This window comes from Pseudomonas sp. H1h (assembly GCF_000633255.1).
Taxonomy (GTDB): Bacteria; Pseudomonadota; Gammaproteobacteria; order Pseudomonadales; family Pseudomonadaceae; genus Aquipseudomonas.
This window is the reverse complement of sequence record NZ_AYMJ01000041.1, coordinates 1-23,185: the sequence shown is the minus strand read 5'-3', so window position 1 is coordinate 23,185 and position 23,185 is coordinate 1. Positions and strand designations below refer to the sequence as shown.

General features: G+C 60.8%; 13 protein-coding genes, 1 rRNA gene and 1 pseudogene. 4 read left to right on the top strand and 11 right to left on the bottom strand.

Features of this window, described 5'->3' with window-relative positions; all coding sequences use genetic code 11:
- Nucleotides 1-79: 79 nt before the first annotated feature.
- Nucleotides 80-195: ribosomal RNA gene (rrf, locus tag U862_RS0128510) — 5S ribosomal RNA — on the top strand.
- A gap of 73 nt (nucleotides 196-268) precedes the next feature.
- Here the strand turns inward: rrf and U862_RS0128505 are convergent.
- From U862_RS0128505 to U862_RS0128490, 4 genes are all read right to left on the bottom strand, one after another.
- Nucleotides 269-1,447: a PepSY domain-containing protein gene (locus U862_RS0128505; protein ID WP_025113518.1), complete on the bottom strand. Its 1,179-nt coding sequence runs from the start codon at nucleotides 1,445-1,447 to the stop codon at nucleotides 269-271.
- Between the two features lie 78 nt (nucleotides 1,448-1,525).
- Nucleotides 1,526-4,027 carry a TonB-dependent siderophore receptor gene (locus U862_RS0128500; RefSeq protein ID WP_025113517.1) on the bottom strand — a complete coding sequence of 834 codons (2,502 nt, stop codon included), beginning with the start codon at nucleotides 4,025-4,027 and terminating at the stop codon, nucleotides 1,526-1,528.
- 87 nt (nucleotides 4,028-4,114) lie between these two features.
- Nucleotides 4,115-5,116 carry a FecR domain-containing protein gene (locus U862_RS0128495; RefSeq protein ID WP_025113516.1) on the bottom strand — a complete coding sequence of 334 codons (1,002 nt, stop codon included), beginning with the start codon at nucleotides 5,114-5,116 and terminating at the stop codon, nucleotides 4,115-4,117.
- Nucleotides 5,116-5,616, bottom strand: a complete 501-nt coding sequence (locus U862_RS0128490) for a sigma-70 family RNA polymerase sigma factor (RefSeq protein ID WP_025113515.1) — start codon at nucleotides 5,614-5,616, stop codon at nucleotides 5,116-5,118. The genes U862_RS0128495 and U862_RS0128490 overlap by 1 nt, the downstream gene beginning before the upstream one ends.
- 329 nt (nucleotides 5,617-5,945) lie before the next feature.
- Between U862_RS0128490 and U862_RS0128485 the strand changes: the two genes are divergently transcribed.
- Nucleotides 5,946-7,826, top strand: coding sequence for a methyl-accepting chemotaxis protein (locus U862_RS0128485; protein WP_025113514.1), 1,881 nt, complete (start codon nucleotides 5,946-5,948; stop codon nucleotides 7,824-7,826).
- A gap of 289 nt (nucleotides 7,827-8,115) precedes the next feature.
- On the opposite strand, the gene U862_RS0128480 is transcribed toward U862_RS0128485, so the two are convergent.
- From U862_RS0128480 to U862_RS0128460, 5 genes are all read right to left on the bottom strand, one after another.
- Nucleotides 8,116-8,583, bottom strand: coding sequence for an SRPBCC family protein (locus U862_RS0128480; RefSeq protein ID WP_025113513.1), 468 nt, complete (start codon nucleotides 8,581-8,583; stop codon nucleotides 8,116-8,118).
- 22 nt (nucleotides 8,584-8,605) lie between these two features.
- Nucleotides 8,606-11,998: a non-ribosomal peptide synthetase gene (locus U862_RS0128475; RefSeq protein ID WP_025113512.1), complete on the bottom strand. Its 3,393-nt coding sequence runs from the start codon at nucleotides 11,996-11,998 to the stop codon at nucleotides 8,606-8,608.
- 13 nt (nucleotides 11,999-12,011) lie between these two features.
- Nucleotides 12,012-12,941 (bottom strand): diiron oxygenase, encoded by a 930-nt coding sequence (locus tag U862_RS0128470; RefSeq protein ID WP_025113511.1) that lies wholly within the window; start codon nucleotides 12,939-12,941, stop codon nucleotides 12,012-12,014.
- Nucleotides 12,938-13,714, bottom strand: coding sequence for a DUF3050 domain-containing protein (locus U862_RS0128465; RefSeq protein WP_025113510.1), 777 nt, complete (start codon nucleotides 13,712-13,714; stop codon nucleotides 12,938-12,940). Before U862_RS0128465 ends, U862_RS0128470 begins: the two co-directional genes overlap by 4 nt.
- Nucleotides 13,715-14,482: 768 nt before the next feature.
- Nucleotides 14,483-15,193 (bottom strand): GntR family transcriptional regulator, encoded by a 711-nt coding sequence (locus U862_RS0128460; RefSeq protein ID WP_025113509.1) that lies wholly within the window; start codon nucleotides 15,191-15,193, stop codon nucleotides 14,483-14,485.
- 196 nt (nucleotides 15,194-15,389) lie between these two features.
- Here U862_RS0128460 and lapG point away from each other — a divergent pair, with 196 nt between their 5' ends.
- Both lapG and lapD read left to right on the top strand, forming a co-directional pair.
- Nucleotides 15,390-16,082 (top strand): cysteine protease LapG, encoded by a 693-nt coding sequence (lapG, locus tag U862_RS0128455; RefSeq protein WP_025113508.1) that lies wholly within the window; start codon nucleotides 15,390-15,392, stop codon nucleotides 16,080-16,082.
- A gap of 14 nt (nucleotides 16,083-16,096) precedes the next feature.
- Nucleotides 16,097-18,043: a cyclic di-GMP receptor LapD gene (lapD, locus tag U862_RS0128450; protein WP_025113507.1), complete on the top strand. Its 1,947-nt coding sequence runs from the start codon at nucleotides 16,097-16,099 to the stop codon at nucleotides 18,041-18,043.
- Between the two features lie 126 nt (nucleotides 18,044-18,169).
- Here lapD and U862_RS0128445 read toward each other — a convergent pair whose 3' ends face one another.
- Both U862_RS0128445 and U862_RS0128440 read right to left on the bottom strand, forming a co-directional pair.
- On the bottom strand, nucleotides 18,170-18,508 hold the full coding sequence (locus U862_RS0128445) for a hypothetical protein (RefSeq protein ID WP_025113506.1): 339 nt from the start codon (nucleotides 18,506-18,508) through the stop codon (nucleotides 18,170-18,172).
- Nucleotides 18,509-18,656: 148 nt separating this feature from the next.
- Nucleotides 18,657-23,185, bottom strand: a pseudogene (locus tag U862_RS0128440) (LapA family giant adhesin); the annotation flags it as partial.

Sequence of the window (23,185 nt, the reverse complement as noted above, 5' to 3'; positions counted from 1 at the left end):
AGCAGTTGGGGTTTTGTTTTAGTAGAAGTTCCCATTTTTGCTGGCACGTTACCGTGTTGACGGGCCAGATACAGAATTTCTTGACGACCATAGAGCGTTGGAACCACCTGATCCCATCCCGAACTCAGAAGTGAAACGATGCATCGCCGATGGTAGTGTGGGGTTTCCCCATGTGAGAGTAGGTCATCGTCAAGATTAAATTCCAAAACCCCTGTTTGCTAACGCAGACAGGGGTTTTGTCGTTTCGGGCTTCCCGGAAATCCTGATTTCAGACTGCTTTGCGAGCCTTGCTGATGCGCCGAGCCCGCCACTTGCGCCACCAGATATAGACGCCAGTCCCTGACAGCCCCGCAATCAGAACACCCAACACCGCGATCATCACCTGCCCGCTAAAGCCAATGATCCGGCCGCCATGTATCGGCAATTGCAATCGATAAAAGCGCTCTCCCAACGTCCCTTTTCCAGCGATTTCCTGCCCTATTAATCGCCCGTCGGTACCGTGAAGGAACAACCAGGATTTGCCATGGGCTTGAGTGTCGTGTTGCCCAAATCCTGCACCGTAGAAGTTGTACTCAAAGCTGTAATACAACTCGCCGATGGCGACTGTCAGCCCTAGTCTTTTCCCCTCCTGCAATGCTCTCTCGTACGCCTGTTGATAACTTAACTGCGTCCCGCCCAACTCGGAAGGAGGCATTCGTCCGCGAGCCTCATACACGCTCGGTTCAATGGGCGAAAACAACGACACTGCCGGTTTGAATACCTGACTCGGCAGGTTCATCGCGACACTGCTGATTGCAATCGGCAGGAGCAACAACCACAGCCACAGTCCTCCTGCCCGATGCAGGTCGAAATTGAGCCGATAAGCGTGGCCACCCTTGATCTTCCAGGCTGTCGACCACTTCTGCCAGAACGGCTTGCCCCGTGGAAGCGTCAGCCACAGCGCGATGAAGCAATCGATCACCCAGGCGATGGCCACCAAGCCCATCAGCCACAATCCCCAGTTCCCAGGCAACGTCAGGTTGTAGTGAAACTCGAGAATGAACGGGATGAAGTTCTCCCGCGAAAAGCAGCACTCGCCCCAGTAACGTTGGCCTTTCTGCTCGGCACTTACCGGATCCAGATAGAACACCTGATTGCGTTCATCAAACGGTTTGCCTGTCGCCGGATTATTGCGCGGGACAGCCGCCAATAACGCGGTATGCCCCGATTCGTCCGGATATTCCATGTACCAGACCTGCATCCTCGGATGCGCCGTTTGCACAGCATCTACCAACGCCCCGGGAGGCAGTCGCTGACCCTCGGCAGAGGCTGCATAAAATTGCGGATTCAGCCACTCATCCAGCTCATGATTGAACGCCAGAATGCTTCCGGTGATTGCGGCCAGCAGCAAAAACATCGCTGTCGCCAGGCCTATATAGCGGTGCAATAAGACCAAAAGTGCGCGCATGAAAACTTCCCCACAGAGACGACAAAGCCAGCCCCCTGAACAATCAGGGGCTGGCTTTTTTATGCACAAGGCAAAGGCTTAGAACTGGTAGCTGACCGTGGCGGCGACGTTGCGCTCTTCACCCATGTAGCAGAAGTTCAGACTGGCGCAGGAGGCCACGTAAGACTCGTTGGTCAAGTTGTTCGCATTCAGGCGCACGTCGACGCCTTTCAAGCCGACCTTGCCCAGGTCATAGCCGATCGATGCGTCGAACAAAGTGTAGGACGGCACCTTCAGCGTGTTTTCCGCATCCGCCCAGCTGTAGCCGACATAGCGCACACCACCGCCCAGACGCAGGCCATCGAGTGCCGCGCTATCGAACTTGTAGTCCGCCCACAACGACGCCATGTGACGCGGCGCCTGAGTGGGCGAATTGCCTTTGTTCTGGATCACGTCGGTCGGTGTGCTCAGGGTGCTGACCATCGACTTCGAGTACTCGATATCGGTGAAGGTATAGCTGCCGAGTACTTTCAGGTTGTCGGTCAACTGCATGTGCGCTTCCAGCTCCAGACCCTGCGAACGGACAGCGCCTACAGCTCGGTAGAAGTTTTCCTGCGGCAGTTTGGTCGCCAGGTTCTCCTGATCGATGTGAAACAGCGAAGCGGTGAACAGGTTGTCGGTGCCCGGTGGCTGATACTTCAGGCCGACTTCCCACTGCGTACCATCGGTCGGCGGCAGCGGATTGCCGGCGCTGTCGGCATACGAGTTCGGGTTAAACGACTCGGAGTAGCTGATGTACGGTGCCAGGCCGTTATCGAACAGGTACAGCGCGCCCGCGCGGCCGGTCAGCTTGGTGCGTCGGTCATTGATTTGCGTGCCCAGCGGGCGGCCTGCTTCGGCGATGCGGTTTTCATCGGAGGTCTCGACCCAGTCCTGACGCAGGCCCAGCGAGAAGCGCCATTGGTCCATCTCGATCAGGTCTTGCAGGTACACCCCGGTTTGTTCCAGACGCCGCAGGTAGCTGGTCTCGCCGTACATGTCGATCGCCGAGTTGCCATAGATCGGATTGAACGCATTGATCGGCGCCAGGCCGCCACTGGTCCAGTCGACCACCGTCTTGCGCCGCTGATAGTCCGCGCCCATCAACACGGTGTGCTTGGTGGCACCGGTGAAAAATTCGGCCTGCAGCATGTTATCGATGATGAACGCATGCAGGCGTTCATCACCGCCTGTGTAGTAGCGGTTCAGTTCGTTGCTGGTCGGCGTCGTCCAGCCGTAGGCGTAGACCTGATCCATGTTCACTTTGGAGTCCAGGTAACGGAAGTTCTGTCTTGCGGTGAAGACATCATTGAAGCGATGTTCGAACTGATAGCCGAACGACTGCTGATCCCGCGAATAGCCGTCAATCCCCGGCTCGCCCTCGAAGAAGTGCGGAGAGATACGGTTGCCATTGCGCTGATGAATCGTGCCATCCGCCGGCACGCCACCGTGGTAGCCGCCATCCGGATCGTGCTGCAGATAAGCCTGCAGCGTCAGCGAAGTGTCTTCAGAGAAATCGATGCTCAAGGTGGGTGCGAGGGCGAAGCGTTTTTCCTTGTTGTGGTCGAACTGTGTGTCGGACTGGTCCGTCAAACCGGTCAGACGATAGGCAATGCGCTTGTCGTCATCGAGCGGGCCGCTGAAGTCAAAACCAACCCCGCGCTGACCTTGGGTGCCGACCGTGGCCTGGACCTGATGATAGGCCTCGTACAATGGCTTCTTGCTGGTCAGCGCCACCAGGCCACCGGGCGAGCTACGGCCGTACAACACCGACGATGGACCTTTGAGAATGTCCACGCGCTCGAGGAAATACGGATCGACCTGCATGGTGCTGTAGGTGCCGCTGTCGCCCATCGACTTGAGGCCGTCGAGGTAGATGTTGTCCACCGAACCGTCGTTGAAGCCGCGCATTGCCACGTAGTCGTAGCGGTGGGTTGCGCCGTAAGGGTTGGTCAGCACCCCGGGGGTATAGCGCATCGTCTGGGAGACGGTCTGTGAGCCTTGGTCGTCCATTTGCTGGCGAGTGACCACGGATACGCTTTGCGAGGTTTCCAGCAACGCAGTACTGGTCTTGGTGGCGATCTGGCTGTGGGTGGCGTTGTAGCCTTCCATGGTGCCCAGTGCGTTGCCGAGGGCAAAGCCTTTGATATCGGTGGTTGGCAGCGCCAGTGCGTTGCTGTCGCTGACAGAATGCAGAATGTAGCTGCTACCGTCCTCGCTCACTGCTTCAAGGCCCGAGCCCCCGAGCAAATGGCGCAACGCCTGGTCGGTTGAATACTCGCCCTGCACGCCCGGAGACCGCCGCTCCTGCGTTTGCTGTGGGGTCATCGACAGGGTGATGCCAGCCTGGCGCGCAAACTGGTTCAGCACCTCCCCCAGCGGGCCGGCGGCGATGTTATAGCGATGACTGCTCGCTTCACTGGTATTGGCGGCGAGGCTCAGGCCAGGCAGCACACCTGCGCCCAAAACTGTGGAGAGCAGGGCGGCGCGAATGGCGTGGCGCAGCAGGCCCGATTCGGCAGTGAAATTCAGAGGGTTCTTACAGGTGATGCGGACAGTCATTGTAGGTTTCCGTGGGAAGTCGCAAAGGCTGAGTTGAAGTGCTTACTGACCAAGCCGGACTTGTCGCGAAAACCCGCCAAAATAATTTCAGGCCACTGCTTCCAGCGTGACCCACCATCGGGTGCGATAACGCAATTGCACCGGCAGGGTCTGCGGCAGGATGGCCAGCAGCTTGTCGGTGTCCTCCAGGCGAAACACGCCGGACAGGCGCAAATCCGCCACGGCCGACGCACACGTCACGAAGCCCGGCCGATAACGTGCGACCTCGTTGAGAAAATCGCCCAGGCGCATATTGCGAGTCACGATCAAACCGTCGACCCACGCGCCCGCGTCCATATCCGGTGGCGGTGCCAGGCGTACCCGGTGGTGATCGATCAGGTAAGTCTGGCCGGCGAGCGCCTCAACCGAGGTGCCACCGCTGTGGATGGCCACGCGCCCGGTGGTGACGCTCAGCCGCGTGCAATCGCTTTCCTGGCGGAGGATGAAGCGGGCATCAGTCGGTTCATAGGTACCGTGACGACTTTGCACGCGAAGCGCTCGGTTGAAGGCCGCGCCTTGATCGTTGCCGCCGCAAGTGACGATGATTTCGCCGCGAGTGAGTTTGATCAGCCGTTGCTGCGCGGTGTAATCCAGATCCACCGCGCTCGCGGTATTGAGCTCGATCCGCGTGCCGTCCGGCAACTGGAAGCCGCGGCGTTCGCCGGTCGCCGTGGCGTAGTCGGCGCTCCATTGCTGCCAGGCCGAGGTGTCCTTGGCTACCCAGGCGGCGGAGCCTGTCAGCAAGGCGCCGGACAACAGTTTCAAAGCCTGTCGCCGGCCGAGCCCCTGTGCACTGTTTTCCAGTGTATTGAATGCCACCTGAGTGCCAGGCACTGCGCGCAGGTTATGGCTCAACTCGGCCTGCAGCGACTGCACGCGCTGCCAGGCCAGTTCATGTTCATGATGTTCGGCGCGCCACGCTTCGCACTGGCTACTCAGGCGAGCATTGCCATGATTGTTGCGCAGCCGTAGCAGCCAGTGAATGGCTTGTTTGACCACCTGTTGCGGCGGTTCGGCGCGGCGCCCTGCCGAGAGGTTATCCACAGGCATCAGCTTGCGTACCGCAACACGTAGCAGTGATACAACGCATCGGCGACGTAACGTTCCACCGAGCGTAGCGACAAGCCCATCTGTTCGGCGATCTGCTTGTGGGTCAAACCTTCGCACTGCGCCAGCAGAAACGCCTGTCGCACCTTCGGGCGCAAGCCTTCGAGCATGCGCGCGATGCTTTCGAGCAATTCGATCACCAGGGCGCGGGCCTCGGCGCTCGGGATTTGCGCTTCGGGCAAATGGGCGATGGATTCGAGATAGGCGCGTTCGATTTCTTCACGGCGCCAATGGTCGATCACCAGACCACGGGCGATGGTGCGCAAAAAAGCGCGCGGGGCCTTCAGCTCCAGGCGTTCGGTGCGTTGCAACAGGCGCACGAAAGTATCCTGCGCCAGATCCGCCGCATCCGCGGCATTGCCCAGCCGCGTCCGCAGCCACGCGTTGAGCCAGCCGTGATGACTACTGTAAAGCGCCTGCACTGCAAATTCAGGTGAGGACATGAACGCGACAGCCCGAACGTCACAAATGATAATTAGTCGCATTTTTATCAAGGGCTGTGAATTTTGCAACCTCCACTCGCATAACGTTCTTGAAAAACCTGACAGCGAGCGCTCTGGGACGCCGTTCGGCGGGAATCTGCCAGAAATGCCGTGCATTTCCCACACAGCCCTAAGATTTCTGCAAATGGTGCCGACAGACTGGTGAGACATGCGTGCACCAAAGTAGAGCGGCCATCAGAACGCTGCCTGCCAGCTATTGGACATTTGGAGCTACATGGAATGTTGCATCCCGGAACGCATCCCCACTTTTGCATAAGAAGTCCCATGAAATGAATCTCAAGTTCAGCCATAAAATCCTGTTGGCCGCCTCGGGCGTCGTGGTCCTGGCTTTCGCTTTGTTCACCCTCTACAACGACTATCTGCAGCGAAACACCATTCGCCAGAACCTCCAGTCCTCCGTGCAGCAGGCCGGTGATCTGACCGCCAGCAGCGTGCAGAACTGGATGAGCGGGCGGATCCTGGTACTGGAAAACCTCGCGCAGAACGTTGCTCACCAGGGCAAGGACGCCGACTTCCCGGGGCTGGTCGATCAACCGGCCTTCACCTCGAACTTCCAGTTCACCTACGTCGGCCAGGCCAACGGTGTGTTCACCCAGCGCCCGGACGCGAAGATGCCGGACGGTTACGACCCACGTCAGCGCCCTTGGTACAAGCAAGCCGTTGCCGCCGATAAAACCATGCTGACTCCGCCGTACATGGCCGCAGTCGGTGGTCTGGTGGTGACCATCGCCATGCCGGTGAAAAAGAATGGTGAGCTGCTCGGTGTGGTCGGTGGTGACCTGAGCCTGGAAACCCTGGTGAAGATCATCAACTCGGTGGACTTCGGTGGCTTGGGTCATGCGTTCCTGGTCAGCGGCGACGGTCAGGTGATCGTCAGCCCGGACAAGGATCAGGTGATGAAGAACCTGAAGGACATCTACCCGAACTCCAGCGTGCGCATCGAGAAGGGCAACCAGAACGTGGTGCTCAACGGTCAGGAACGCATCCTGTCGTTCACCCCGGTCAGCGATTTGCCGAATGCCGAGTGGTACATCGGTCTGTCGATCGATCGCGACAAGGCCTACGCGGCGCTCAGCCAATTCCGTACCTCGGCGTTGATCGCCATGTTCGTGGCGGTCGCCGCCATCGCGCTGCTGCTGAGCCTACTGATCAACGTCCTGATGCGTCCGCTGACCACCATGGGCCGTGCGATGCAGGACATCGCCCAGGGCGAAGGCGACCTGACCCGTCGCCTGGTCGTGGAAGGCAAGGATGAGTTCGCGGAACTGGGCAGCTCGTTCAACCAGTTCGTCGAGCGGATTCACGCGTCGATTTCCGAAGTGTCGTCGGCCACCCGTCACGTACATGATTTGTCGCAACGGGTGATGGCATCGTCCAACGCCTCGATCGTTGGCTCCGACGAGCAAAGTGCACGCACCAACAGCGTGGCTGCAGCGATCAATCAGTTGGGCGCCGCCACCCAGGAAATCGCCCGCAACGCCGCCGATGCTTCGCAACACGCCAGCGGCGCGAGCGAGCAGGCCGATGACGGCCGTCAGGTAGTTGAGCAAACCATCCAGGCGATGACCGAGCTGTCGCAGAAGATCAGCCTGTCGTGCACGCAGATCGAAACCCTGAATGCCAGCACTGACAACATCGGCCACATCCTCGACGTGATCAAAGGCATTTCGCAGCAGACCAATCTGCTGGCCCTCAACGCGGCCATTGAAGCGGCGCGTGCCGGGGAAGCCGGACGTGGTTTTGCGGTGGTGGCGGACGAAGTGCGCAACCTCGCCCATCGCACCCAGGAGTCGGCCGAAGAGATCCACAAGATGATCACCTCCTTGCAGGTCGGTTCGCGCGAAGCCGTGACCACCATGAACGCCAGTCAGGCGTCCAGCGAAGAGAGCGTTGAAGTGGCGAACCAGGCCGGCCTGCGACTGGTCAGCGTGACCCAGCGCATCGGCGAGATCGACGGCATGAACCAGTCGGTGGCTGCCGCGACCGAAGAGCAGACCGCCGTGGTGGAAACCCTCAACGTCGACGTCAACCAGATCAACCTGTTGAACCAGCAGAGCGTCGCCAACCTCAACGAGACGTTGAAGGATTGTGATGCGTTGTCGCAGCAGGCCAACCGGTTGAAGCAGTTGGTGGACAGCTTCAAGATCTGATCGTCGGATTGAAGACCGCGTTAGCGTTCTTCGCGAGCAAGCCCGCTCCCACAAGTTGACCGTGTTTCCCTTGAAGGAATGCGATCAAAATGTGAGAGCAGGCCAACCGGTTGAAGCAGTTGGTGGACAGCTTCAAGATCTGATCATCGGATTGAAGACCGCGTTAGCGTTCTTCGCGAGCAAGCCCGCTCCCACAGGTTGACCGTGTTTCCTTTGAAGGAATGCGATCAAAATGTGGGAGCGGGCTTGCTCGCGAAGGCGGCGGTTCATTCACTAAAGAACTGAAGCCTTACACAAACAGCTTCAGCACATTCCCCATCGCATCATCGGCAAACCCCTGCACGAAATCCTTGAACCCCGGCAGCGCTTCTTCCCCACCTGAAGCCGGCTCGGCAATGATCGTCCAGGTCGCCCGCGACTTACCCGTCCCCAGCGATTCCACATTCATCGCCGCCCACAGATTGGCCACCCCCAACGTGTTGTAGATCGTGGTCCAGGTCATGGCCCGCGCCTGTTCATCGCGGGAGTTGAGCTGTTCAACCACCACGTTGCCGTCCTTGAAGAATTTCTTGCGCAGCGAAGACACGCCTTCGCCGGTCATCTCGATGTGTGACAGCGCCGGAATAAAGCGCTCGAAACCGCCAAAATTGCCGACCACCGCCCAGACCTGCGCCGCGTCCGCCGGCACCTCCACCGAAGACATAACGTGGCAGCCGTGCGGGTTTTTGATCAGGGTGTCAGGTTGCAGATTGCTCATGGTGTTGCTCCTTTTGATTGAACTAGATGAAGTTGATCTGTTTCAGGTAATCGCAGCCGCGACGCAGCAGTGCCGCGGATTTTTCCGGGTATTGCGCACCCATTTGCTGCACGCCGGCCTCGGCGTTGGCATGACCGATCAGGGAGATGTCGCCGATGTCCTCCTCGAAGCCGTTGAGGTAGAAACCGAGCACGCCGAACAGCGCGTTGTCAGCATCGACCCGGCCCAGTTGCTGCTGCCAGTCGGCCACGCTGACCAGTGCGAATTCGCTGCCGGTTTCGCGGAACGAGGCGACGTAGGCATCCCAACTCAGCGGCTCGGGGTTGTGCAGGTTGAACACCGCACGCCCGGTCGAGTAACGGCTGGCGTGGAAGGCGATGAAGCGGGCGAGAAAGTCCACCGGCATCAGGTCGAAATTCAGCGCGAAGGCTGGCACCTGACCGAGCTGGATCGACCCTTTGAGCATCAGCATCAAACGGTTCTTGTGCGGTTGGCAGACGCCGCTCAGGCTGTTGAAACTGATGTTGCCGGGGCGATACAGGTTGACCCACACCCCGCGCTCGCGGGCCCGTTCAAGGATGCGCTCGCCGACCCATTTCGACAGGTTGTAGCCGTTGCGGATGTAGATCGGCGGGGTCGCTGCAGCGGGCAATTCGAGTACGCGGCCTTCACCATCGACCGTGCTTGAAGCCGACAGCGTCGAGACGAAGTTGAAGACCTTTTTGCTGCGCCCTTCGCACAGGCGTAACAGCTCGAAGATCGGCTCGACGTTATCCGCTGCCAGCGACTCGTAATCGAGTACGTGATTGACGTTGGCAGCGTTGTGCACAAGTGCGCCGAACTCTCGATCCAGGCGCTGATAATCGTCGTCGGCCAAGCCCAGTTGCGGGCGAGTGATGTCTGCCGAATAGATTCGCACCCGACTCAAGTCCAGATGCTCGAGAAGGTTCTCGCGCAACGCCTGGGCAAACCGCTGCGCCGCCGTTTGCCCGCCACCGTCACGCACCAGACACGCCACTTCGCTGGCGCCCCAGCCGAGCAGCGCTTCGACGATGTGCACGCCGACAAAGCTGTTGGCGCCGGTGACGATCACCTTGTGCACATCGCCCAGGCGGCTGATTGGCAGCGGTTCGATGTCCAGTGGACGCTCGGCGTCGGCCATGGCCTGGGCGCTGAGCACCGCGCTGTCATCGGTACCGCGCACCAGCGTCGCGAGCTTGATGATGGTCGGCTGTTCGATGAAGCGATTGATCGAGATGCTGCGCCCGAACTCCTCACGCAAACGCAGCAACATGCGCGACAGCAGAATCGAGTGACCACCGAGGTTGAAGAAGCTTTCGTCGGTGGAAATATCGCTGCCGGGCAGCTCCAGCAGCTCCGCCCAGATCTCCAGCAACAGTGCTTCGTCGGCATTCGCCGGCAGGCATTTCGGGCCGCTGTCCTGCACGCTCACCGGCAGCTCCAGCAAGGCCTTGCGATCGACCTTGCCATTACTGGCGAACGGCATGTGCGGCAGCTCGGTCCACGCCACCGGTTGCATGTAGTCCGGCAGAAATTGCTGGGCATGGGCCTTCAGTGCCTCGCGGGCGGCGTCTGATTGCGGCTGGGCGAGGAACGTCAGAATCCGCCGCTGACTGTCGATCACCACCGCCACCTGACGGTACAACTGGCTCTCGCGCAGGCAGCGCTCGATCTCTTCCGGCTCAACCCGGAAACCACGGATCTTCACCTGATTGTCGCGCCGTCCGCACAGCTCGATACCGTGCGCGCCCCACTTGGCCATGTCGCCGCTGCGGTAGGCCCGCAATGTCTGGCCGTGCGGCAGTTGCAGGGTCAGGTAGCGCTCGGCGGTCTGCTGCGGATTGTTCAGATAGCCGAGGCAGACGCCGGGGCCGACGATGAACAATTCGCCGACGGTGTGTTCCGGCACCGGCTGCAGATCGTCGTCGAGAATCAGCACCTGACTGTTGGCAATCGGCGCGCCGAGGGTGCGGTTGCTGTCACCCGGCTTGAGTGGCCGGGCGGTGATCAGCACCGTGGCCTCGGTGGGGCCGTAGAGATTGTGCAGCTTGCCCTGACGGGTCAGTTGCTCGATGACAAAGGGCTCGCAGACGTCGCCGCCGGTCATCACTTCCACCCCTTGCAGTTGCTCCAGGGGCAGGATGCTCAGCAGCGCCGGCGGCAGGAACGCGTGGGTCAGTTGCCGACGGCGGATCAACGCCACCAGCTGCAGTGGATCGCGGCGTTGAGTGTCGTCGGGTACCACCAGTTCGGCGCCTTTGAGCAGCGTCGGAAAGATATCGATCAGCGAAGAATCGAAACTCAGCGACGAGAACTGCAAGACCCGACTTTCAGCGCGCAACTGCACGTAATCGGCGTACCACGCCGTGAAATGCGCGAGGTTCGCCTGGCTCAGCAGCACGCCCTTCGGATGGCCGGTGGTGCCAGAGGTGTAAAGCGCCATGCAGGGTGCGTCGAGTGGCGGGCGCTGGCGCATCAGCGGTTGGCTGAGATCCGCGTCCGCGCTGTCGATACGACTGACATCCAGCCCCGGCATCGACTCACCGAGCGGATGCTCACCGTCATGCAGCAACAACACCGCGCCGGCGTTGTGCAGGATGTATTGCTGGCGCTGCAACGGATGGCTCGGCTCCAGCGGCAGGTACACCGCGCCACTGCCGAGCACGGCCAGAATCGAGGCGAACAGCGCCGGGCTTTTCGGCTGGCAAATGCCGACGACCCACGGCTGCGGATGTTGCTCGAGCAACGGCTGCAGACGTTGCTGGATCGCACGGCTGTGCGCGTGCAACTGGCGATAGCTGAGCGACTGCTCGGCCAGGTGCAGCGCCGGTCGCTCGGCATGTTCGATCAGGCTGCGTTGCAGGCGTTCGATCAGCGGCGTCTGCGCCTGTTGCAACAGCGCCGGATGCGCCGTGGCGTTGAGGCGATGGACGTAGGCCAGGCTGTCGAGAAACAGCAGGTCTTCCACCTGTTCGAAGTCCGGCGCCGTGGCGGACGTCGCCTGCTGGAAATACTCGGCATCGCGGGAGAAGCGGCTGACCAGCAACGCGACTTCGTCGACCACATGCGTCAGCACCCGCTGACGCAGTGCCTGACCGTTGCCGGACGGCTCATCGCCAATCGGCACACGGCTGATCAGTGATGAGCCGAGGAAACACAGCAGGTCGAGCGTCGGCAAGCCGCCAATGCTCGGCGCTCCGATACCCAGGCGCAAATGCAGATGCGGGATAGCGCAGAAATCGCCGGCGCCGATGAAGCCGTCGTCAATGATCAGATCCACCGTCGATTGCGCCGCGCCGCTACGCAGCAAAGAGTGACCGTGTTGTTCGAGTTCCTGCGCCAGGTCGGTCATGGCCTGGCTGGCGCCAATCAGCAAAATGTCGAGACGTCTCATGTCGGCCTCCTCATCAAACCAGATAGTCACGCAAGGCGTGCTGCACGCAGGGCGTGTCGAGCAGCGAGCTGTTGTGGAAAAACCGCACGATGTTGCCCACCAGCGGATGGTGGCGATTGATCGGAAATGCCAGCCCGGTCATCTCGTCTTTGAGCGAACGACGCACCGCATCGCTGACCGGCAAGGCGTCGATCAAGCGCAGATCGAACGACTTCTGAATGTCGTTGGTCAGGTAATGGCCGATGAACACCGGCAGGATCTGCGCGATGGTTTCTCGGTCTGCGTCACTGGCGGTGTGCCAATAGATACGCACCATCCGCGCCCAGAAGCTGGAGTGCCGGCCCTCATCCAGCAGGTGATCGGCCATCAGGCCCTTGATTGACGGCTTGACCGTGTCGTCTCGGGCGAACGCCGCGACGTCGCCGGTCACGGTGTTCTCGGCGATGGCCACGCAGATCAGTTCCACCGCGCTGCGCAGGTGCTCTGGCGCCAGTGCCACTGCAGCAGGAATCGCCCGGCTGAGTTCGATTTCATTGGGCAGTTCGATCGGCTCGATGCCGGTCATGGCCACGGTCTGTTGCATGAAATCCATCGCCACCAGCGCGTGGTAATCCTCGTCCACCACCACGGTCATGGCGTCGTAGCGGCAGGCGAACGGGAACGCCACGGCGAAGCGATTCTTGGCGATGCTGCGCGCGGTCTTGTCGACGATCTCGGTTTCGAAAATCACTACATCGTTGATGAATTTGTACAGCGTCTGCACCAGCGCGAAATCCCGTTGTTGCGGGCATTCGCGCAGGAAGGTTTCGCTCAGCACCAGGGGCTGTCGGCTTAGCGGGTAGATCAGGCGTTCATCGTCTTCCAGCACGCGTCGTGGCCGGGTGCGGATGGTGGCGCGGCTTTCCCAGGCGTCGGCGAAGGATTGGTAATCGGCGGCATTCATTGGGCCACCTCCGCCAAGGGTTCGCGCATGCTCACGCGCAGGCCGTCCCACAGGGCGATTCGGCTTTCCACTGCAGCGATGGCGCTGGCGTAGACCTCGGCTTCACGCTGCGGATCACCATCGACCAGGCGCTCCAGCAGTTGCTCCGCCGCCGGACCATGATCCTCGGAGTCGACTTCGATGTGGCGTTCCAGGTAATAGCGAAAGGTCGGTGCCTGTTCGATGCCGATCCCCCAGTCATCGAGAATGCGCTGGAACATCGGCGGGATCACGCTCTCGCGGCCATGCAGAAAGGCGGCGGCAACGCTGTGGCCCGGTGCGTGCAGTGCGGTGAGCAGGGTCTCGCGGACAAATTTCGCCGCGGCCGGGTCGACCTCGACGCTTTGCAGAGCGACGTCGTAGCTCACGCCTTCCTGTTGCAGCGCGACAAACCGTTCGACCGCCGTGGTGCTCGCACCGACTTCACGCATGGCGTCCAGGTACAGTTCGAAATGGCTGTAATGGCCGTGGGCGGGACGGTCGTCGGACTCCTCGCCCAGCACGATTTCATTGATCAGGCGTGCGGCATGCGGATCGCGCGGCGGTAGCCATGGCAGCCGCGTGCAGGTCAGTTCCTGTTGCAGGCGCTTGGTCAGCGACATGAAGTCCCATACGGCGAAGACGTGGGATTCCATGAACCGGCGAAGTACCGATAGCGAATCGATCTCAGTGAAGATCGGGTGAACGCTCAATTGAGCTTTTTTCAGGGCGAGTTGTTCTTTAGTTGGCATCATGGCGAACCTCGGTGTTATTGGAATAGAGGGAGTTGCTCGTTCAGTGCATCAACACGGATTCAATAAGTCTGAAACATTTTCTATTGGCGAACGCGGGCCTCAATCGGATGGATGAAAGTTTGAAAAGTGCTTGAAAGGCTCTGGGCCAGAGCCTGGCAATTATTTGCCAGTGTCGTAGCCTGACTGCTGAGCTGTGCCGGGTTTGCGGGGGTATCCCTGCTCGGCGAGGAAAAGCTAATACATCATTAAATAACTTAACAAGTTTATTTTTAATTATTTTTAGTTTGCTGTTTTTTAGATATGAGTCGGCCCGGTAAAACTTTTAATTTAAGTTTTACTTGGGCGTAGTTGCTCCTTTCGGCAAATAAAGGCCAAAATTGAATACAAGAGTGAATGCCTCACTCAAAGCAACTTTCAGATGCAGAGATTGAAGTGATGTATAGGAATGAAAGTTGGCCGGGAACGGCGCCGTAACTTCCTTTTTTCCCGTGGCAAGGCTCCTTCCGTAGGTTCCTGGTGCGGGGACTGCGCCGGCGGTGCGGTGCGTCGCCCGTTCTTCATGGGTTGGCCGTTAAAGAGTGCGGGTAAATTGGCGGGACGGCTATGACCGATTCGTCCGCGGCGAGGTGCACTGCCGGGCGAACCGGCGCAGGGAGGTTAGAGCGAACAGGGCGATCCGCCAGCCGGTTTGCGGCGCAGCGTCGAGAGGATTTGTAAGCGGGTTATTCGCCGGTCAGGCGCAAGGGCCCGAGACCGGCGTGGAGGGTGTCAGCGTATGGCCTTGCGGTTTTGTCCGGCAGGGCTGGCGAGGAAACGGGTGATCACGTCGACGCCACGGTTGAGGTGCTGCGTCAGCAGTTTCACCGACAGCTCGATATTGCGTTCGATCACGGCCTGGAGCATGGCGCGGTGATCTTCCTGGGACAGTTTGCCCAGGCCCATGGCCTCAAGGTTGAAACGCAGAAAGCGCTCCTCCTCGTTGAGACCGTCTTCAACCAGGCGCAGCAGACGCTGGTTCGGCGCCTTGCTGTACAAGGCCATGTGGAACAGGCGATTGAGCCGACCGATTTCGGTGTAGTCGTGCTGGGTTTCGAGTTCTTCGATATAACTGGCGGCGCGCGCGTGATCGGCGCTGGTCAGTAGCGGGATCGACTGGCGCATGGCTTCGGATTCGAGGAGGATCCGCAACTCGTAGGTTTCGGTGGCGTCGCCCTGAATCAGCGGCGCAACCACGGCGCCCTTGTGGGTGGTGACGCTCAGCAGTTCCTGCGCTTCGAGTTGGCGCAGGGCCTCGCGCACCGGCATGCGACTGACCCCGAACAGGTCGGCCAGGTCCTGCTGGCGCAGGGCAGTGCCGCACGGCAAGCGACCGTCAAGGATCGCCGAGCGCAGGGTTTCTTCAATGATCGAGCGGGCGAGGTGTGCGGGAATCGGCGCATCGACTTTGATGCTGTGCAGCGGTTTGGGCTTCTGTGTCACAACTACTCACCCTGAATGACCACGGAATTTGGATCCAAAGACACTAGTGATTGCTTTACAAGTTGTCAAACCATGTAAAGGATTGCTGTCCTGTGTGAAGTTTAGCGCGATGGCGATGATCTCAGGGTGCCATTGTTTTTTGCCGGGCTAAGCTTCACCATCAAACGCTTTCCCTCCTGCCCTCTGGAAACCTGCTGTGGCGGTACGTTTCGCGATCCCCCGGACTCTGCGCTGGCTAGGCTGCGCACTGCTGCTGGCCGGCGTCATGCTGGGCGGCCTGCATGCCGATTGGGATTTTTCCGCGATCAGCCGCAAGGCCACAGCGCTGTACGGGCCGCTGGGCGCCGGGCAGCAGCGGATCGATGCCTGGCAAAACCTGCTGGCCACGCAGAAACAGGTCAGCGAGATGGAAAAGCTCAAGGTGGTGAACCTGTTTTTCAACAAACAGATGCGCTATGTAGAGGATATCGATCTGTGGGGGCAGGTCGATTATTGGGAGACGCCCATCGAAGCGTTGTGGAAAGGCGCCGGCGACTGCGAAGACTACGCGATCGCCAAGTATTTCAGCCTGCGTCATCTCGGGGTCTCCAGTGACAAGCTGCGCATCACCTACGTCAAGGCACTGCGCCAGAATCGCGCGCACATGGTGCTGACTTACTACGCCACCCCCGATGCCATGCCGCTGGTGCTCGACAGCCTGATCGATCCGATCCAGCCGGCGTCCCAGCGGACCGACCTGCTGCCGGTCTACTCTTTCAATGCCGAAGGTCTGTACCTGCCGGGGGCCAAGGGCAACAAAAAGGTCAGTGACACCAAACGCCTGTCGCGCTGGCAGGATGTGCTGAAGAAAATGCAGGCCGAAGGTTTCCCGGTCGAAACGACTAACTAGGAGCACGCGCTCAGATGTCTTTGTTCAAACAGCTGTTGATCGCTATCTGTCTGTTCCTGGTGGTCGCCTTCACCGGCAGCTTCATGGTCAGTCTGGAGAGCTCGCGCACCCAGTACGTCAACCAGTTGCGTTCCCACGCCCAGGACGCCGCCACGGCGCTGGCGTTGTCGCTGACGCCGAATATCGATGACCCGGCAATGGTCGAGCTGCTGGTCAGTTCGATTTTCGACAGTGGTTATTACGCGAGCATCCGCGTGGTCGACCTGAAAACCGACAAGACCATCGTCGAGCGCAGTGGCATTCCCGCGGTGAGCAATGTGCCGGACTGGTTCGTCAAACTGATCGGCCTGGAACCGGCCGGTGGCGATGCCCTGGTCAGCCGTGGCTGGGAGCAGGCAGCGAGGGTCGAGGTGGTCAGCCACCCGATGTTCGCCGTGGCCAAGCTGTGGCAGAGCGCCTTGGGCAGTCTCGGCTGGCTGTTGCTGTGTGGTGCGGTCAGTGCGGTGCTGGGTGCGCTGCTGCTGCGCCGGCAATTGCGCCCGCTCGATTACATGGTCAAGCAGTCCCACGCCATCGCCCGGCGCGAATTCCTCAGCCTGCCGGAGCTGCCGCGCACCCCTGAACTGCGGCGCGTGGTGCAGGCGATGAACCAGATGGTCGAGAAGCTCAAGGCGCTGTTCCAGGAGCAGGCCGAGCGCAGTGAAAAACTGCGCGCCGAGTCGTATCAGGACAACCTCACCGGGCTTGCCAACCGACGCTATTTCGAGATGCAGCTGCACAACCGGGTGAGCAACCCCGAGCAGGCCAGCTCCGGTTACCTGCTGTTGTTGCGGGTCAAGGATCTGGCCGGGCTCAACCAGCGTCTGGGCGGGCAGCGCACCGATGAACTGTTGAAAGCGGTTGGCGAACAACTGTCCCGCGAATGCGCCAAATACCCGGAAACCCAGAACCTCGTCACCCGGATTCGCGGCGGTGAGTTCGCCGTACTGGCACCGGGGCTGGTGCGCGAAGAAGCGCTGCAACTGGCACAGAACCTCGACAGTGCGCTGAGCAGCCTGCACGCCACCGGTGCCACGGATGTGCCGGCCGTGGCCTCCATCGGCCTGGCGCCCTTCGCTCACGGTGACTCGCCGCAAGCGGTGCTGACCCTCGGCGATCAGGCGCTGGCGCAGGCCGAGGGGCAGGGCGAGCAGAACTGGGCGTGTATTGATCAGAGCCTGGTGGCGGATGTCGGCGACGATCATCATGCCTGGCATCGCTTGCTCGATCAGGCGCTGAATCAGCAGCGTTTCGAGCTGTACTTCCAACCGGTGGTGGCCGCCCAGGACACGCAACTGGTGCTGCATTACAAGGTGCTGTCGCGGCTGCTGGATGATCAGGGCCAGACCATTCCGGCCGGGCGTTTCTTGCCGTGGCTTGAGCGTTTCGGCTGGACGGCGCGGCTGGACCGCTTGATGCTCGAGCGCGTGCTGGAGCAGATGAAAGAGCATGAGGATTCGCTGGCGCTGAATCTGTCCTCGGCCACCCTGGCCGATCCGCAGGCGCTGAACAAAGTGTTCGAGATTTTGCGTACGCACTCCAACCTTGGTGAGCGCCTGACCCTGGAAATCGGTGAGGAGCAATTGCCGGAGCAAGCAGTGCTCGAGCAACTGACCCGGCGCCTGCGCGAGCTGGGCTTCTCACTGAGTCTGCAGCGCTTTGGCGGGCGCTTCAGCATGATCGGCAACCTGGCGCGGCTGGGGCTGGCGTACTTGAAGATCGATGGCAGCTACATTCGCGCGATTGATCAGGAGAGTGACAAGCGTCTGTTCATCGAAGCGATCCAGCGGGCGGCCCACAGCATTGACTTGCCGCTGATTGCCGAGCGGGTGGAGACCGAAGGGGAGTTGTCGGTGATTCGCGAGATGGGTTTGTACGGGGTGCAGGGGCAGTTGTTTGGTGAGCCCAAGCCCTGGAAGTAAACCCTGGAGCGTTGGTCTCAGTGATGCCGTCTTCGCGAGCAGGCTCGCTCCCACATTTGAAATGCATTCCAATGTGGGAGCGAGCCTGCTCGCGAAAGGGCCAGTTCAGTCGGTGAAGATCCGGGATCAGATCAGCCCGCTCTCATCTTCATCGATCAACTGGCTCAGCCCGCCCAGCGCTTCCCGCGCCTGGGTCCGATCCATCAACTTGGCCTGCGCCGCTGGCGGCAGATCGGTGACCCGGATCACGCCTTTCTGGGTCAGCACCTGAATCAGGTCGTCGAGTACCCGAATCATTTCAAAGTCGCTCTGCTTGAGCTGTTTGAGGCTGTTTTCCACGGCCGCGTTGGCGAACCAGGCCTGGATTTCATGGTGGTCGGCCGGCAGCGTTTCCGTGGCCTCGGCGTAGGCCGCAGCTTCCACGCGAATCAACTGACCCTGCGCATCGCGTTGCACGTAAAACATTGAGCATCCCTCAGAAAGAACCAGCGTCATGCTGTCAGCAGCATAGGCCAACTGCACGCGAGTATGCGGTGCGGCGACGAAATCGTCACCGGTGCGATAGGCGCAAACGTGACGGCCGCCCCAGGGGGGCGGCCGTTTTGTTCACGCATCAGCTGTTGTTGTGGTCGACCTTGATGGTCGGGTCGCTGCCGGCAATCAGGTTGTGAATGTTGGCGCTTGACCAGTTGTTGCCTTCCAGTTTGATCGTCACGTCCGGGGTGGCGGCTGCCGCGTCGCCGGAGTTGAACTTGCCGCCGGAGCTGACTTGCAGCGACGACACGCCGTCGACCGTGGTGATCTTCAGGAAGTTGTCGATGGTGCTGCCGGTCTCGCCCTGCAACAGGTCGCGCAGATCGATGCGGTCGCCTTCGCTGGCGTTGAAGTCCTTGATCACATCGTTGCCGGTGTCGCCCGCCTTCCAGACGAAGGTGTCGGCACCGGAACCACCAATCAGGATATCGTTGCCCTGGCCGCCGATCAGCGTGTCGTTGCCGGTGCCGCCGAGCAGGATGTCATTGCCTTTGCCGCCATCAAGCAGGTCATTGCCGCCAGAGCCGAACAGGATGTCATTGCCCCCGCCGCCCAACAGGGTGTCGTTGCCATCGTGCGAACCGGACACATCGAACGCCTGATAGTGCTCGGTGATGTACTGGTGCACGTTGCTGGTGGTGACTTTGCTGACGTCGACGCCGGTCTGCTGCGCGACGAACGCCTGCATCGCCTGATAACCCTCGCCGGCAATGCCGTTGAAGCTCACCAGGTCGCCGAACAGGATGTCGTTGCCGTCGCCACCGCTGACGGTGTCATTGCCCGGCATCGTCGCTTCGGTGTGGCCGATGATCGAGTTCGCCAGGTCCTTCGGATCGATGTTGGTCTGTGGCGAGTGATCCGAGTCATACGGTTTCAGGTCGTTGAGGCTGACACCGCTGTTGATACCGATGGCTTCGACGTTCGACAGGCCGCTGAGCAACGCGAAGCTGCTGTTGGCGTTATCGGTGGTGGCCGATGTGGTGCTGCTGCCGCTGCCCGCCAGGCTCGACAGCTCGTAAGTGCCATCGCCCTGAGCGTGGATGGTGCCAACGTTGCTCCAGCTCCAGCTGCCGTTTTTCAACGTTTGCAGGACGACGGCCCCGGCGCTGCTGATGGTCAGGTAGTGGGTGCTGTCGATGTAGGTGCTGAACGTGTCGCCCGGCTTGTAGTTGGAGGTGGTCACGACGCTGTCGAGCTTCACACTGCCATACAGCGTCGGGTTGGTCTGCTCGCCGCTCTGGTAGTAGGTCGGCTGGCCGTCGGTGATGAAGTACGTGAGGTTCTTCGCCCCGGTGTTGGCCACTGCTTCGGTGCTCTGGAAGAAGTTGGCCGTGGTCTTGAACACGTCCTCGTAGTTGGTACCGCCGCCGGAGGTCATCGAATCGAGTACGGCTTTGAGCTTGGTCAGCGCGTTCGCGTCGTTGAGGTTCACCGACACCGATTTGTTGACCTGGGTATCGAAGTCCACCAGGAAGATGTTCACCGTGCCCGAGTTGCTGCCGCCCAGGCTCTGCTTGAGGGTGTTGAACACCGACGTCAGCGAGTCCTTGGCCGCGTTGATCGAGGCGGTGCTCATGCTGCCCGAGCTGTCGACCATGAACGCGATGTTGTAGTTGGTGCCCGGCACTACGGTCAGACCGCCGATGTCGGCAACCATGATGTCGTTGCCATCGGTGCCGCTGAAGGTGTCATCGCCAGAAGTACCGACCACGGCGTTGTACACCGCCGGCACCACGGTGACCGGAATGGTCGCGGTGCTGCTGGCCGAGCCGCCGACCTGTTCGGTGGAGGTCGAGGTCACGGTCAGGTTGAACTGGCCGTTGTAGTAGGTTGGCGGGGTCACGGTCAGGCTGCCGAGGTTCCAGCCGGTGACGTTGGCTTCACCGTTGCTCGCGGTCACGGTGAAGGTATGACCGTTACCGTCGGAGAGTACCGAGCCGACCGGCGCACCGCTGATCTTCACGCTCAGGGTTTCCGAGCCATCGGTGTCGGTCAGGGCGGTATTGATCGCCGACAGTTTCACCGTAGTGCCTTCGGCGCCGGTGTTGAGTTTGTAGCCGTCGTAATACCCTTCGCCGTTAGTGCCGTGCAGGTCGGAGACGGTCACGCCAGAGTTCAGCAGATCCTGCACGCCGGTGTAGATCGGCACGCCGCCGCTGCTCAGGTCGATTGGCGTGCTGCCGTTGACCGACAGGTTCACGTCATAGCTGCCCGGGCCGCTCTGGTTGTGGTGGTAGATGTCCAGCGTGTAGTAGCCGCTGGTGGTCGGGGTGAACGAACCGCTGATCGCGCCGCCCGCGCCCCAGGTACCCGAAGCCACGCTCTTGCCGCCGATGGTGATCAGCAGGCTATCGTCGGCCACGCCGCTGAAGCTGTAAGTCTTGCCGGCTTCCAGATAGATCAGGCCCGAGGTTTTCGATGCCGTACCCGCTGCGACGCTGCCGTCGGACTGGACGTTGGTCACGGTGCCGCTGGAGTTAGGGGTGCCTGCGCCGTCGATCACGTTTTTCAGCGTGGTCGAGTCTGCGCCGTTACCGCTGGTGCCAAGGCCCGGCAAGCCGGTCCAGACTTCCTTGACCAGCCCAGTGGATTTCACGCTGTTGTCAGCCACGCTCACGGTCGGTGCATCCGCCACTGGCGTGATGTCGATCTTCACGGTACCGGTGTTGCCGAGCAGTTGGCCGTCGGTTGGCTGGAATTTGATCTGCGCGTAATCAGCCTGATTGTTGCCCACGCCGGTGCCGCCGTAACCGTTGACGCCCGACTCGTTGGCATCCGGCATGAAGCGCAATTTGCCGGCGTCGATATCAGCCTTGCTGAAGGTCTGGTTGGTGGCGACGTCTTTCCAGGTCGAACCGTCCAGGTACTGCAGTTTGCCTTCGCCCGGCAGCTGGGTGATTTTCACGCCGAGGCTGCTGGCCGGGCTGTCGACATCGGTCACCCCGAAGGTCGACCAGCCGAGGATCAGCGGGGTGTCTTCAGTACCCGTGACGTTGACCGGCGCGGCGACCGGCGCATCGTTGACCGCCACCACGTTGACCGTGGTGGTCGCGGTGTTGGAGTAGTTGCCGCCATCGGTCACGGTCACGGTGATGATCCGCGGCACGGTGCTCGGGTTTTCACTGCCATTGGTGAAGGTGATGTTCTTGATCGCCTGCATGTAGTCGGCCAGCGTCGCGTTACCCGACAGCGTCAGGGTCACGGTGCCGTTGGTGCTGTTGGCATTGATGGTGATGCCATTGACGCTGTTGCCCAGGTTCAGCGCATCGCCGTCCTGACGGTTGGTCAGCACGATGGTCGCGCCGGTCAGCATGGTGCTGTCCGGATCGGTGATCGTCAGGTCAGTGTCGGCAATCGACACGCCGGCGCCCGGGGTGTTTTCGGTGAACGTCACCTTGTAGTCGGCACCGGTGGCGCCGCTGGAGTTGTTGGCGTCCAGGTCGATGACCGGTGGCGCATCGTTGTCGATGATCGAAGTGCTGACGCTGCCATTGGTGCTGCTGACGGCCAGGTTCTCGAAGTTGCCACCGGTGGCCGAGTCGATCTTGACCACGAAGTTCTCGGTGCCTTCGGTGATCTTGTCATCGATGGTCGCGACGTTGAACTGCGCACTGCTGGCACCCGCCGGGATCTTCACGGTGTACACGCCGGTGAAGTCCGAACCGTCGGCAGCGGTGCCGCTGTAGACGATTTTCAGGGTCACGTCGGTTTGCGCAGGGTGCGTCAGGCTGACGGTGTAGCTGGCGGTCTGGCCTTCGGTTACCGAGGTGCTGCCGGTGATGCTGACAGTGGTGGTGTCGATGGTGTCGGTGACGCTGGTCACGGCTGGCGCGGTGTTGGTCACCAGGTTTTCGAAGCTGCCACCGCTGGCGTTGGTGATGGTGGCCTGTACGCTGCCGGCGTCTTTGTAGACGTCGTCGGCTGGCGCAGGAACGGTCACGGTGCCGGTGGTTTTGCCGGCGTCGATGGTAATTACCGAGCCGTTGCTCAGGGTCACGGTCACCGGCGAGCCGGCGGCGTTGGTCAGGGTCGCGGTGTAGGTGATCTGACCGCCTTCGGCCACGGTGCCGGTCGCGGACAGCGACAGGTTGGTGGTGTCGATGGTATCGGTCACGGTGGTGCTGACCGGGGTCTTGTCGGCGACGAGGTTTTCGTAGTTGCCGCCGGTCACGTTGCTGATCGAGTTGGTCAGTGGCGCATGACCGGTCAGCGCGTCGTTCGGCGCAGTGGTGGTCACGGTGCCGGTGGTTTTGCCGATGTCGATGGTGATGGTCTGGCCGTTGGACAGGGTCACGGTAACCGGTGAGCCGGTCACAGGCGCGCCGACAGTCGCGGTGTAGACGACGTTACCGCCTTCCGCTGCGGTGCCAGTGGCCGTCAACTTCACCGAGGTGGTATCGATGGTGTCGGTGACGTTGGTCACGGCCGGCGTGGTGCTTGGCACCAGGCTTTCGAAACTGCCGCCGGTGGCGGACTTGATCGTGGCCTGGACAGTGCCGGCATCTTTATAGACGTCGTCAGCCGGAGCCGGAACAGTCACGGTGCCGGTGGTTTTGCCGGCGTCGATGGTGATCACGGCGCCGTTCGACAGAGTCACGGTCACTGGCG